Below are 13,076 nucleotides of genomic sequence, written 5' to 3' on the forward strand. Positions count from 1 at the left end.
GCTGGCAGCCTTTCGGGCATGTCTGAGCGGGGTTTGGGGAGGAAGTCAGCGGGGTTGGAAGGGCAGCGACCTGCCACCCTCCCAAAGGGCATACGTGTGCGAGCGGCTTACATGCCGCCCATGACCTCTTCGGCCTCTACAGTGGCCTGGGTGGCGGCAAGTTCCGGATCGGAAACCAGGCCATAGGAAGCCAGAGGGCCATCCGGGCCGGCGATCTCGTCGGCGACGAAGAACTGGGCGTATTCCTTCAGGCCGGGAATGACGCCGATATGGGCCTTCTTGATGTAGAAGAACAGCGGGCGCGACACCGGGTACTCGCCGGTCGAGATCGACTCGGTCGAGGGAACGACGCCGGACATGGTGGCGACTTTCAGCTTGTCGGTGTTGTTCTCGTAGAAGGCCAGACCGAAGATGCCGACCCCGTTCGGGTTGGCGTCGATGCGGGCCAGGGTCTCGGTGTAGTCGCCATCGATGTCGACCGACTTGCCGTCGGTGCGCAGCGAGATGCAGGCGCTCTCGGCGTCGTCCTCGGACATGCCGCCCGCGATCATGGCTTCCATGGCGCCGGACTCTTCACAGCCGACCAGGATGACCTTCTCTTCGAAGACTTCGCGCGTGCCGTGCTTGGTACCCGGAGGGAAGGCGATGATGTCGACATCCGGCAACTCGGCGTTGAATTCGGACCACTTTGTGTAGGGGTTGTCGATGACCTCGCCATCCTTCAGCACCTTGTCGCTGAGGGCGTTGAAGAGGTCGGCCGGCTCGAGCGCGGTGAAGGCCGGGCCGTCGGTCTGGGAGGCAAAGACGATCCCGTCATAGCCGATGCGGACTTCGATGATGTCCTTCACGCCGGCTTCTGCGCAGGCCGCGATCTCCTTGGCCTTGATCTTGCGCGAAGCGTTCGCGATGTCGATGGTGTTTTCACCCACGCCTTCGCAGAAGCGCTTGAGGCCAGCGGACGAACCGCCGGATTCGACAACGGGCGTCGGGAAGTCGAAGTTCTCGCCAAAGGCTTCGGCAACAATCGAAGCGTAGGGCAGAACAGTCGAGGAACCGGCGACTTGAACGTTGTCACGGGCGGCGGCGGCGGTGGCCGAAACGGCAGCAATCGCCAGAGCAGAGGCGGTCAGCTTCACGAGAGACATAGTGTTCTCCAAGGCAGTGGTTTTTCCGGACCGTCGCTCTCCGACGGCCTCGAGTGGCGTTTAGGCTTCTCTCGTTTGCCTTTTGTGACACCAGTGTAACAGATTGATGACAAGGTCCGGATTTTCGGTGGATCGCCTGAAAAGTGACGCTAAGGAACCCAGAGCTGCCCTGACCCGTCGCCGGCATTCGACCCAAATGAAACGTCTGGAACGTGTGAAGGCCGCTTCAGGGAATCGCTGGCAGCAAAACGGTGAAGGTTGCCCCCTTGCCCGGTTCGGTCTCGATCCGGAACCGGCCTCGATGCCGGTTGACGATATGCTTGGCGATGGCGAGGCCCAGACCGGTCCCCCCCATCTCGCGCGATCGGTGGTTGTCGACCCGGTAGAACCGTTCCGTCAGGCGTGGAATGTGGATCGGATCGAACCCGTCGCCGTCATCGACAACATCGATCCGGATGCCCGGTCCGCGAAAGGCCAGCTCGCGGGACGAATAGGACAGCCGGACCTGGACCGACCCTCCGCTTCGTCCGTATTTGATCGCGTTCTCGATCAGGTTGGTCAGTACCTGCTGCAACTGGTCCCGGTCCCCCCGGACCACGAGATCCTCGTGGCCATCGTCCATCCGTTGCGTGATCAGGCGGACATTCTCGGAGGATGCTAGGCTCTCCAGGGATACGAGGGTGGACTCCACGAGCGCCTTAATGTCCACGGGATCGGTGGGCTGCTGGCGTTCCGTCGACTCGACCCGGCTGAGCGAGAGCAGGTCCGAGACGAGGCGATTCATGCGCTGCGCTTCGCGCTCCATGATCAACAGGAAACGTTCCCGCACCTCTGGATCGTTGCGCGCGGCGCCACGCAATGTCTCGATGAAGCCCAGAAGCGCGGTCAGCGGAGTCTTCAGCTCGTGACTGACATTGGCGACGAAATCCCGCCGCATCTCGCCTGCCTGCTGCAGGTCGGTGATGTCTTCGAAGGAGAGCAGCACGCAGGTTCCGTCCGTATCCTGGACCGGCGCGACACGGACCCTGTAGGTGGCTTCGCGGGCCAGGTTCTTGTCGACGTAGCGGCCATTGGCGGCCACACCGGAGCGCAGTGTCTGCTCAACCACCTGCAACAGCGATGGCTGGCGCAGGACGGTCACGATATGCCGCCCCTTGCCGGAGCCGGAAAAGAGCTGCATTGCGCCGGGATTCATCACCCGAATTCGCTCGTCGGCACCGACCAGCAGCAGCGGCATGGGAACCGCCGCGAGGATGTCTTCGGAAAACGCGTTCATGAAACGGATCTCTGCGTGAGATATGTGTCGCCATCATTGCGGTGACCCGGTGCGGATCAAGGCGGCCCTCTGTCGCTACCGGTTCAGACTGGCCGGGCGTTCCTGTGCTGTTGATGCTGAAGAGCAGGTCGCCCGAAATCAGACCGGCTTCAGGCCGGCCCGGTAGCGGCGGGCGTTCTGCTGGTAATGCAGAGCCGAGGCCAGCAGCTTCTGCGCGGCCTCTTCGTCCAGTTGCCGCACAACCTTGCCGGGAGAGCCCATGACCAACGAATTGTCCGGAATCTCCTTGCCCTCGGTAATCAGCGCACAAGCCCCGATCAGGCAGTTCCGGCCGATCTTCGCGCCGTTGAGGATCGTGGCCCCCATGCCGATCAGGCTCTGCTCGCCGATGGTGCAGCCATGCAGCATTGCCTTGTGCCCGATGGTGCAGTTCGCCCCGATAACCATCGGAAAGCCCATATCCGTATGCAACACGCAGTTTTCCTGGATGTTTGAGCCCGCGCCGAGCGTGATCCGCTCGTTGTCGCCCCGGATCGTGGTGCCGAACCAGACCGAGCTGTCAGCTTCCAGAGTCACCTTGCCAATCAGGTTGGCGTCATCGGCCACCCAGGCGGTTTCGGCGATTTCCGGCGCGATGTCGTCCAGTGCATAGATCATTCCAGCCCCTCCTCGAATTCTGCCTGCAACCCGCGAACGAACCCCTGCAGTGTCGGTTGCTGCGCGCGGCGCATCCGCTCGGCGGTCACGATGGTCTTCAGCTTCTCGAATGTCGCGTCCAGGTCGTCATTGACCAGCACGTAATCGTAGCTGCCCCAGTGGCTGATCTCGTCCCAGCTCTTCTGCATCCGCTTGCCGATCACATCGGCGCTGTCCTTGCCGCGCGAGATGAGCCGGCGGCGCAACTCGGTGATCGAGGGCGGCAGGATGAAGATCGACAGCGTATGTTTGCCCAGGTCCGAATTGCGGATCTGCTGCGCGCCCTGCCAGTCGACATCGAAGAGCACGTCGCGGCCGCTCTCGATTGCTTCCTCGACCGGATCCTGCGGCGAGCCGTAGAAATTGCCGAAGACGTGGGCGTGTTCCAGCATCCGCCCTTCCTCGACCATCTTCTTGAAGCCCGCAACATCCATGAAACGGTAATCCACACCGTCCTGCTCGCCCTCCCGCGGCGCGCGCGTGGTGGCGGAGACCGAGAAGCGGAGGCTCTTGTCCCAGTCCATCATCCTGTGTGCCAAAGTCGATTTTCCCGCGCCCGAGGGCGACGAAAGAATGATGAGAAGACCCCGGCGTTCGGATGTCATGGCTTACTCCACGTTTTGAACCTGCTCGCGCATCTGGTCGATGACCGCCTTCAGGTCAAGGCCGATGCGGGTAAGCGCGACATCCTGCGATTTGGAACAGAGTGTGTTCGCCTCGCGGTTGAACTCCTGCGTCAGGAACTCGAGCTTGCGGCCCACGGGTCCCTCCTCCGCCAGCAATTCGCGCGCCGCGTCGACATGGGCGCCCAGCCGGTCCAGCTCCTCGGTGATGTCGGATTTGACCGCGAGGATGGCCAGTTCCTGCGCCACTCGCGCCTCGTCTGTGCCCTCGACGCCCTCCATGATACGTTGCAGCGCATCGCGCAGGGCACGCGCGGAGTTGACTGCCCGTGCATCCAGGCAGGCCACGGCATCCTTGCGCAGGCTGGCAATCTGGTCGAGCTGGCCCAGCAACAGCTCGCGCAGCGCGGCGCCTTCGCGCGCGCGCATCCGCAGGAAGCTGTTCAGCAACGCTTCGAAATCTTCCAACAGGGCCGATTTGAGCGGGTCGGTATCGGTGGCCTGCGCGCTCTGCGCCTGCACTGCCTTCATCGCGAGGATATCCGCCGTGTTCGCCGGTGCGACCTGCACACCGGCGGCCGTGGCCGCCTCCGCGATCTGACCGAGCGCCCGCAGCGCCTGTTCCAACCCGGCCGGGTCGATGTTCAACGCACCCTCGGGTTGATCGCGCGACACACGCAGGCCGATCGCCAGCGAGCCGCGCTTTACGTCGCGCCCGATACGTCCGCGCAGGGCCGTTTCCAGCCCCTCCACCCAGTCGGGCACCCGCAGGCGCAGGTCCAGTCCCTTGGAATTCAGGCTGCGCAGATCCCAGCTCCAGCCATATTCTCCGCTCTGCCCGCTACGGGCCGCGAAGCCGGTCATCGAGTTAACCATTTTACCTCTTTTTTACCACAAGGGCATCCAAACATGGCATGTTAATAATTGGGTAAGCATTGTTGAGTCATGGGTTAACAGACACTTAACCCGTGGACAACATTGCGCGAGTGAAGCAGGGGTGTGCGCGAGGCGTCGCGCCTGCCCTGATGTTGGGATGGGTCAAGACCATGAGCGACGGTTTCGTTGAAGGCCGGAACGTGGTGTCCCTAGAGGGTGCCGGAGGTGAAGCGATGCGCTTTCCCGTATTGCAGGATGTCGAGAATTACTGGGATTCGTTGCGCGGTGACAGGCAGGTCCCGAAACGGGCGGAACTGGATCCAAGACGCATCCAGTCCGCGCTTTCGACCTCTTTCATTCTCGAACGCCTGGCCCCCGGCATCGCCCGCTTCCGCCTCGCCGGCTCTCATCTGAACGAGCTGATGGGCATGGAGGTGCGCGGCATGCCGCTGACCTGCTTCTTCCTGCCGGAAAGCCGCAAACGGGTGAGCAACTCGCTCGAACAGGTCTTTGATGCGCCGGCCAAGGCGTGGCTGACGCTGGCCGGGGATCGTGGCATCGGAAAGCCGCCGCTCGATGCCTGCCTGCTCCTGCTGCCGCTGCGGGGAGACACGGGCGACATAAACCGCGCGCTTGGCTGCCTGTCCACAATGGGGCCGCTGGGGCGCGCGCCGAGACGGTTTGACATTCGCTCGACGGCCGTGACTCCGATCCTCTCCGACGGGAGCTTGCAGGTGCCGGAGACCATTCCGAATGAATGGCCTGCCCGAAAGGAAACGGCCCGGTTTGAACCGCTCGGGCTCGCCGAGCCCATGCGCGGTTTCCGTCCCTCTCCGCATCGTCCGCCGCGCACGGAAAGGCCGCATCTCTACCTGGTCAAAACGGAAGATTGACGGGACAGCTCTCCGAATAAAAAAAGGCGGCATTGCGCCGCCTTTTCTGATGGTTGCAGGGGGATTTTCATCCCAATTTTCAGCTTGCCGCGCGATGCAGTTCCCGCCGGTTGGACAGTTCCTCGGCCACGAGAAAGGCTAGTTCCAGCGATTGCGAGGCGTTCAGGCGCGGATCACAGGCGGTGTGGTAGCGGTCCGACAGGTCTTCCTCGGTCACGTCCCGCACGCCGCCGGTGCATTCGGTCACGTCCTGACCGGTCATCTCGAAATGGACGCCGCCCGGGATCGTGCCCTGGTCGCGATGCACGGCGAAGAACTCGCGCACTTCCGCCAGCACCATGTCGAAGGGGCGTGTCTTGTAGCCGGTGGCCGACTTGATCGTGTTGCCATGCATCGGGTCGCAGGACCACACGACATTGGCGCCCTCGGCCTTTACCGTCTCGATCAGGCGCGTAAGGTGCTCGGCAACCTTGCCGGCCCCGAAGCGCGCGATGAGCGTCAGTCGGCCGGGATCGTTCTCCGGGTTCAGCTTTTCCATCAGCAGTTTTAGGTCTTCCGCTGTCATGGTCGGGCCACATTTCAACCCGATCGGGTTGATCACGCCTCGGCAGAACTCGACATGCGCGCCATCGGGCTGCCGGGTACGATCGCCGATCCAGATCATGTGGCCGGAACCGGCGATGGTCTGGCCGGTGGTGGAGTCGACGCGCGTCAGCGCCTCCTCGTATTCCAGCAGCAGCGCCTCGTGCGAGGTGTAAAAGTCCACGGTCGACATGGTGGACATGCGGTCGGAGCTGACCCCGGCGGCGGTCATGAAATCGAGCGCTGAGGAAATCCGGTTGCTCAGCTCGCGGTAGCGCTCGGCTTTGTCGGCCTCGGCGAAACCGGTCGTCCAGGAATGCACGCGGTGGATATCGGCGAAACCACCGGTGGAGAAGGCGCGCAGCAGGTTCAGCGAGGCCGCGGCCTGCGTGTAGGCGCTCAGCATCTTGTCGGGGTCGGGAATGCGGGATTCGGGGGTGAAATCCAGCTCGTTGATGATGTCCCCGCGATAGCTCGGCAACTCGACGCCGCCCATGGTTTCCGTCGGCGCCGAGCGCGGCTTGGCGAACTGCCCGGCCATGCGCCCGACCTTCACCACCGGCACCTTGGCGCCATAGGTCAGCACCACTGCCATCTGCAGCATGATCTTGAAGGTCTCGCGGATGGAATCGGCGGAGAACTCCGCGAAGCTCTCGGCACAATCGCCGCCCTGCAAAAGGAACGCCTCGCCACGCGCGGCCTTGGCCAGTTCGGCCCGCAAACGGCGCGATTCACCGGCAAAAACCAGCGGCGGATATTTGGACAGACGGGCCTCGACGGCTTCGAGCTTATCCCGGTCGGGATAATCGGGCATCTGTACCCGGGGCTTCTCGCGCCAGTCAGATTTATTCCAGACCCGTGTCATGTCGTCCTCCAAAAGGTATGGGCAATACAAGTCCGCGGTGTATATCTTGCGACCTCCCGCTTGAAAACGAGAAATTTTCGACAGATTTTTTCTGCCTGTGCACAAGATTCTTGCGCTTCGTGCCGTGTGGTTCGGGAAGTTTCTGTATTGCGCCGAAAAAGCGGGTGATTTCGTCAGCTTAGGTTGCGGCCCGTGCGACGCGAAGTGAAACAAACCCAATCGCCCCCTTGCGAAGGCAGGGTTTTCCGGCTTTCGATACCGGATACGAACTGCGCGAGAGCACGATGACATCCATCCACGACACGCCCGAGATCCTCGTTGACGTCGCCGATGACGGCAGCCGTCCGCGACGCTTCATTTTCGTGTTGCTGGACCGCTTCACCATGCTCTGTTTCGCCTGCGCGATCGAACCGCTGCGTATTGCCAACCGGGTCTCGGGCAAGACGCTCTATACTTGGACCATTGCCGGAGAAGGCGGAGAGCGGATCAGTTGTTCCAACGGCGTTGAGTTCATGCTCGACATGGATCTCGAAGAGGTGAACCGCGATGACACGGTGCTGATCTGTGGCGGCATCGATGTTCAGGCCGCAACCACCCGCCGCCTGATCAACTGGCTGCGCCGCGAAGCGCGCCGGGGCGTGACGGTGGGCGGCTTGTGCACCGCAGGCTACACTTTGGCGCGGGCGGGCCTTCTCGACGGCAAGCGGGCGACGATCCATTGGGAGAACCAGGACAGTTTCGTCGAGGAATTCGATGAGGTCACGCTGACCAAATCAGTCTTTGTGAAGGACGGCAATCGCATCACCACCGCCGGCGGAACGGCCTCCATCGACCTCATGCTCAAGATCATCGCCGACGATCACGGCGAGGAATTGGCCGGCGCCGTGGCCGACCAGCTGATCTATTCCGCGATCCGGACCGATCAGGACACCCAGCGGCTCTCGATTCCCACCCGTATCGGTGTGCGCCATCCCAAGCTCAGCCAGGTCATCCAGATCATGGAGCAGAACCTGGAGGAACCGATCTCGCCCGCGCTGCTGGCCAAGGACGTGGCGCTCTCCACCCGCCAACTGGAACGGCTATTCCGCCGCTACCTCAACCGCTCGCCCAAGCGGTACTACATGGAATTGCGGCTGCAAAAGGCACGCAACCTGCTGATGCAGACCGATATGAGCGTGATCAATGTCGCGCTCGCCTGCGGCTTCACTTCGCCCAGCCATTTCTCCAAATGCTACCGGGCGCATTACCAGACAACGCCCTACCGAGAGCGCGGCGCGCAATCGAGCCGGCTGAGCATCTGAACGATCACCCGCCACAATCTCCCTCGGACATCATCTGTTCTCAAATATCCTGGGGGTTCGGGGGCAACGCCCCCGATGTCGAAACCGACGGCATCCTATTGCGCGGGATCGATCCTGTAGATCGCGCCGTTGCCCTCCGAAATGAACCAGACGCTACCATCGGGGGCCTCGCGCACATCCCGCACCCGCTGCGTTTCGGGCCAGTCCAGGCGTTCGACTTCGACCAACCCGTCGCCCTGCCGCTCCAGCCGCGAGATCATGTCGAACTTGAGTGACCCGACGAGGAAATCCCCGCGCCATTCCTTCATCGCGGGATCTTTCAGGATCGCCAGTCCGGAGGGGGCAATCGACGGATCCCAGTAATGCACCGGCTGTTCCATGCCCGGTTTCCGGTTTCCTTCGCCGATCTTCTGACCGGAATAATGCCTGCCATAGGAAATCACCGGCCAGCCGAAATTGGCGCCCTTGCGGATCCGGTTCACCTCGTCGCCGCCCTGCGCGCCGTGCTCAACTGCCCAAAGCTGCCCCGAAGCGTCCAGCGCCGCGCCCTGCGGGTTGCGGTGCCCATAGGACCAGATCTCCGGCTGCGCCCCGGCCTGCCCAACGAACGGGTTCCCGGATGGCGCGGTCCCGTCGCGCGCGATCCGCAGCACCGAGCCCTGAACGCGGCCCAGATCCTGCGCCGCCGGCCTGTCGCCGCGCTCGCCAATCGTGATGAAGATCGTGCCATCGGGCGCTTCCACCAGCCGCGATCCGAAATGCCGGCCACCCTTGCTGCCCGGCGCCATTTCGAAGATCTGGTCGAAGCCGGTCAGTTGCCGGCCATCCTCGGAGAGCCGCCCCCGACCGATTGCGGTGCCGGCTTCGCGCCCCTGCGGCACGGAATGGCTCAGGTAGACTTCACGGCTCATGGCAAAATCGCGCGGAACCAGCACGTCGAGCAAACCGCCCTGCCCCTTGTCCCGCACGTCGGGTGTGCCCCCCACCACCTGCCGCGTGCCATCCGCTGTAAAATGGAGCAACGCCCCCTCCCGCTCCGTCACCAGGAACCCGCCCTCCGGCAGAAAGGCCACCGCCCATGGCGTGTCCAACCCTTCGGCGACGGGCGTCACCTCGACCGGGCCGAGCGTTGTCTGCCGTGGCGCGGCGGTGACCTCGAAGGCGAGCAGGCTCAAAAGCAGAATCGATAGAATACGCATCAACACCTCCTGTCCTGTGCATGACAATAGCGCTTCAGCGCGACAGGTCAGCCGCTGCCCGCAGGCATCGAGCCCTTGTGAACAGGACCGCTACCTCTTTTCACGCCGCCTTCATGCAAGCCAGCGCTTCCCATTTCGCTTTCCTCCCAATAACGTAACGCCCGGACAAGAGTTCCAACTGGGAGACTAATTGAAATGAAAAAACTTCTGCTGGCGAGCGCCGCCACCCTGCTGGCCACCGCCGCCACCGCTGAAGACGTCAAGCTGGGCGTGCTTCTGGGCTTCACCGGGCCCATCGAATCCATGGCCGTGAACATGGGCGCCGGCGCCGAGTGGGCGATCAAGGAAATCAACGAGAGCGGCAAATTCATGGACGGGGCCACCGTGGTTCCGGTTCGCGCCGACTCGACCTGCATCGATTCCGCTGCCGCCACCGCCGCCGCCGAGCGTCTGATCACGTCCGAAGGCGTGGCCGGTATCATGGGCGCGGCCTGCTCGGGCGTCACTGGAGCCGTGCTGGCCAACGTGGCCCGGCCCAATGGCATGGTCATGATCTCGCCCTCGGCCACCTCGCCGGCGCTGTCGGAAGCCGAGGATGACGGCCTCTTCTTCCGCACACCTCCCTCCGATGCCCGCCAAGGCGTGGTGATGGCCGAGATCCTGAAGGAGAAGGGCGTCAATTCGGTCGCGCTGACCTACACCAATAACGACTACGGCAAAGGTCTTGCCGACAGCTTCCAGGCCGCTTTCGAAGGCATGGGCGGCGAAGTGACGATCTCGGCCGCGCATGAGGATGACAAGGCCGACTATTCCGCCGAAGTGGGCGCTCTGGCCTCCGCGGGCGGCGAGGTTCTCGTGGTTGCCGGCTACGCCGACCGTGGCGGCGCGGGCATCGTGCAGGCCTCGCTCGACACCGGGGCGTTCGATACGTTCCACTTCCCCGATGGCATGGTCTCCGACGCCACGATCGGCAAGTTCGGCGCCGATGTCGACGGCTCCGGCGGCCAGCTTCCGGGCTCCGATTCCCCGGGTGCCGAGAAATTCGCCGAAGTCGTGGGCGATGCATTCGACCCGACCTCGATCTTTGCCGCCGAATCCTATGACGCCGCCGCCATCTTGCTGATGGCGATGCAGGCTGCCGGCTCGACCGATCCGAAGGTCTACAAGGACAAGGTCATGGAAGTGGCCAACGGTCCGGGCGAAGAGATCCTGCCGGGTGAGCTTGGCAAGGCGCTCGAGATTCTTGCGGGCGGCGGCGACGTCGACTATGTCGGCGCGACCGCGGTGGAGTTCCTCGAAAACGGCGACTCGGCTGGTTCCTTCCGCGAAGTCGTCATGGAAGGCGGCGAGTTCAAGACCGTCGGATACCGCTAAGTGCCAGTTGGGCCGATCGGCAGGCTTGCCGTTCGGCCCCTCTTGACGTAACGACGAGCGGCCCGGGGCTTTCCCGGGCTGTTTGCTTCGCCTAGAAGTCCCCGCCAAAGGAACCAAAGGACGCGCGAGAATGATCCGGGTTGAGAACCTCCACAAGCATTTCGGCGGTTTCCGCGCCTGCGATGGCGCGTCGATCGAGATCGCCGAGGGCTCCATTACTGGCCTGATCGGACCGAATGGCGCCGGAAAGACCACGCTTTTCAACGTGATCGCGGGCGTCCTGCCGCCGACTTCGGGCAAGGTCTTCATGGGCGAGGAGGACATCACCGGCCTGCCCCCGCATGAGCTGTTTCACAAGGGGCTGCTCCGGACCTTCCAAATCGCGCATGAGTTCTCTTCGATGACCGTGCGCGAAAACCTGATGATGGTGCCGGGCGGACAATCGGGCGAGACGCTCTGGAACACGTGGTTCCACCGTGCCCGGATCGCGCAGGAAGAAAAAGCCTTGATGAAAAAGGCCGACGAAGTCCTTGAATTCCTGACCATTGATCATCTGGCAGACGAAAAGGCCGGCAATTTGTCTGGCGGGCAAAAGAAGCTGCTGGAGCTGGGCCGCACGATGATGGTGGACGCCAAGATCGTGTTCCTCGACGAGGTCGGCGCCGGCGTGAACCGCACGCTGCTGCGCACCATTGGCGACGCGATCATCCGGCTCAACAAGGAGCGCGGCTACACCTTCTGCGTCATCGAGCATGACATGGATTTCATCGCGCGGCTCTGTGACCCGGTGATCTGCATGGCCGAAGGCAAGGTGCTTGCCGTTGGCGGCGCCAAGGAGGTCATGCAGAACGACCTCGTGATCGAGGCCTATCTCGGCACAGGGTTGAAGAACAAGGTCAAGCAGGAGGCGACTCAGGCATGAGGATCGCCCTGCAAGCATTTGTAATCGCGTCGTTCGTACTGGCGGGCGCTGCGGCCAGGGCCGATGAGGTGATCCTGTTCAAATGCTTCTTCGACTGGAAATGCGATCCGAACACGAAATGCGATCATGCCGCGTTGGACCTGCGCATCAGGCATAATACGGACAGCAACGAGGCCGAGTTTCTCGGCAACCATGGCAGCCCGCTCGACAAGATCGGCGTGCATATCGGCGACCGTTCCGTGAGCTTTCTGGCATACCAGATATCCGGAGCCGTGGATGTCACGACGATTGCGCTGATGGATGGCGAGGCAACTCACAGCTCCCACCGGATCGGCGGTATCACCATGAAACCCGAACAATACATGGGCGAATGCGTCGCCCTGCCCTCCTCGGAGTGAGCGAATGAGCGAGAAGTACCTTATCGGCGACAAGATGTCGGGCGGCTATGGCCGAGGCCCGAACATCCTGCATGGCTGTACCATTGCCTGCGACAAGGGCGAGATCGCGGTGATCGTCGGCCCCAACGGTGCCGGCAAATCGACCGCGATGAAGGCGGTTTTCGGCATGCTGGACGTGCGCGAGGGCGCGGTTCGGCTGGGCGGCGAAGACATCACCGGCCTTTCCCCGCAGGCCCGCGTCGGCAAGGGCATGGCCTTCGTGCCGCAGACCAACAACATCTTCACCTCGATGACGGTCGAAGAGAATCTCGAAATGGGCGCCTTCCTGCGCGAAGACGACATGAAGGACTCGATGGAACAGGTTTATGACCTCTTCCCGATCCTGAAGGAAAAGCGCCGCCAGGCCGCGGGCGAGCTTTCGGGCGGCCAGCGCCAGCAGGTTGCCGTGGGCCGCGCGCTGATGACCCAGCCCAGCGTTCTGATGCTGGACGAGCCCACCGCCGGTGTCTCGCCGATCGTCATGGACGAGCTCTTCGACCGGATCATCGAGGTCGCCCGCACCGGCATCTCAATCCTGATGGTGGAACAAAACGCCCGGCAAGCGCTTGAAATTGCTGACACCGGCTATGTGCTCGTGCAGGGCCGCAACGCCCATACCGGCACCGGCAAGGAACTTCTGGAAGACCCGGAAGTGCGCCGGACATTCCTGGGGGGAACGTGATGGGAGCTGTGTACGGAGCGTCGGGCGCGGCCCGGCCTGTGGCCGGACATATCAGATCGAACCGAGCGCGATTGCTTGCGATGCTTCTGGCGCTTCTTTTTCTTCCCAGATTGGCACTCGCAATCGAGTACAATTGTCACTTCGTTCAAGTCTGCAGAGATGATGGCACAGGATGCAGCCTTTCAGGAAGACGGGAAGTCGTCTT

The 13,076-nt window shown here is 62.8% G+C and carries 13 protein-coding genes; 6 read left to right on the forward strand and 7 right to left on the reverse strand.

Annotated elements, in window-relative coordinates; genetic code table 11:
• Positions 1-107 precede the first annotated feature (107 nt).
• The 5 genes from AX756_RS05885 to AX756_RS05905 all read right to left on the reverse strand — a co-directional run bounded on the left by AX756_RS05885 (position 108) and on the right by AX756_RS05905 (position 4,616).
• A complete protein-coding gene (locus AX756_RS05885; protein WP_068309514.1) occupies positions 108-1,145 on the reverse strand; it encodes a substrate-binding domain-containing protein in 1,038 nt (345 codons plus the stop codon).
• Between the two features lie 226 nt (positions 1,146-1,371).
• Positions 1,372-2,421: an ATP-binding protein gene (locus AX756_RS05890; protein WP_068309515.1), complete on the reverse strand. Its 1,050-nt coding sequence runs from the start codon at positions 2,419-2,421 to the stop codon at positions 1,372-1,374.
• 138 nt (positions 2,422-2,559) lie between these two features.
• Positions 2,560-3,078 carry a gamma carbonic anhydrase family protein gene (locus AX756_RS05895; protein WP_068309516.1) on the reverse strand — a complete coding sequence of 173 codons (519 nt, stop codon included), beginning with the start codon at positions 3,076-3,078 and terminating at the stop codon, positions 2,560-2,562.
• A complete protein-coding gene (gene gmk, locus AX756_RS05900) occupies positions 3,075-3,722 on the reverse strand; it encodes a guanylate kinase (RefSeq protein ID WP_068309517.1) in 648 nt (215 codons plus the stop codon). The genes AX756_RS05895 and gmk overlap by 4 nt, the downstream gene beginning before the upstream one ends.
• A 3-nt stretch (positions 3,723-3,725) precedes the next feature.
• Positions 3,726-4,616 carry a YicC/YloC family endoribonuclease gene (locus AX756_RS05905; RefSeq protein WP_068309518.1) on the reverse strand — a complete coding sequence of 297 codons (891 nt, stop codon included), beginning with the start codon at positions 4,614-4,616 and terminating at the stop codon, positions 3,726-3,728.
• A gap of 170 nt (positions 4,617-4,786) precedes the next feature.
• On the opposite strand from AX756_RS05905, the gene AX756_RS05910 reads away from it, so the two are divergent.
• Positions 4,787-5,509: a PAS domain-containing protein gene (locus tag AX756_RS05910; RefSeq protein WP_163886646.1), complete on the forward strand. Its 723-nt coding sequence runs from the start codon at positions 4,787-4,789 to the stop codon at positions 5,507-5,509.
• Between the two features lie 79 nt (positions 5,510-5,588).
• Here AX756_RS05910 and AX756_RS05915 read toward each other — a convergent pair whose 3' ends face one another.
• Positions 5,589-6,956: a class II 3-deoxy-7-phosphoheptulonate synthase gene (locus AX756_RS05915; RefSeq protein ID WP_068309520.1), complete on the reverse strand. Its 1,368-nt coding sequence runs from the start codon at positions 6,954-6,956 to the stop codon at positions 5,589-5,591.
• Positions 6,957-7,240: 284 nt separating this feature from the next.
• On the opposite strand from AX756_RS05915, the gene AX756_RS05920 reads away from it, so the two are divergent.
• A complete protein-coding gene (locus AX756_RS05920) occupies positions 7,241-8,257 on the forward strand; it encodes a GlxA family transcriptional regulator (protein WP_068309579.1) in 1,017 nt (338 codons plus the stop codon).
• 95 nt (positions 8,258-8,352) lie between these two features.
• Here the strand turns inward: AX756_RS05920 and AX756_RS05925 are convergent, their stop codons facing one another.
• Entirely contained in the window at positions 8,353-9,456 is a 1,104-nt protein-coding gene (locus AX756_RS05925) for a PQQ-dependent sugar dehydrogenase (protein WP_082738954.1), read from the reverse strand.
• Between the two features lie 195 nt (positions 9,457-9,651).
• Between AX756_RS05925 and AX756_RS05930 the strand changes: the two genes are divergently transcribed.
• The 4 genes from AX756_RS05930 to AX756_RS05945 all read left to right on the forward strand — a co-directional run bounded on the left by AX756_RS05930 (position 9,652) and on the right by AX756_RS05945 (position 12,871).
• Positions 9,652-10,830, forward strand: a complete 1,179-nt coding sequence (locus tag AX756_RS05930) for an ABC transporter substrate-binding protein (protein WP_068309521.1) — start codon at positions 9,652-9,654, stop codon at positions 10,828-10,830.
• Positions 10,831-10,960: 130 nt separating this feature from the next.
• Entirely contained in the window at positions 10,961-11,752 is a 792-nt protein-coding gene (locus AX756_RS05935; RefSeq protein WP_068309522.1) for an ABC transporter ATP-binding protein, read from the forward strand.
• Positions 11,749-12,150 carry a hypothetical protein gene (locus AX756_RS05940; protein ID WP_068309523.1) on the forward strand — a complete coding sequence of 134 codons (402 nt, stop codon included), beginning with the start codon at positions 11,749-11,751 and terminating at the stop codon, positions 12,148-12,150. Before AX756_RS05935 ends, AX756_RS05940 begins: the two co-directional genes overlap by 4 nt.
• Before the next feature lie 4 nt (positions 12,151-12,154).
• The gene (locus AX756_RS05945; RefSeq protein WP_068309524.1) at positions 12,155-12,871 is read left to right on the forward strand and encodes an ABC transporter ATP-binding protein; all 717 of its coding nucleotides are present in this window, start codon (positions 12,155-12,157) and stop codon (positions 12,869-12,871) included.
• Positions 12,872-13,076: the final 205 nt, after the last annotated feature.

The organism is Aliiruegeria sabulilitoris (genome assembly GCF_001558155.1).
In the GTDB taxonomy this organism is placed as follows: domain Bacteria; phylum Pseudomonadota; class Alphaproteobacteria; order Rhodobacterales; family Rhodobacteraceae; genus Tropicimonas; species Tropicimonas sabulilitoris.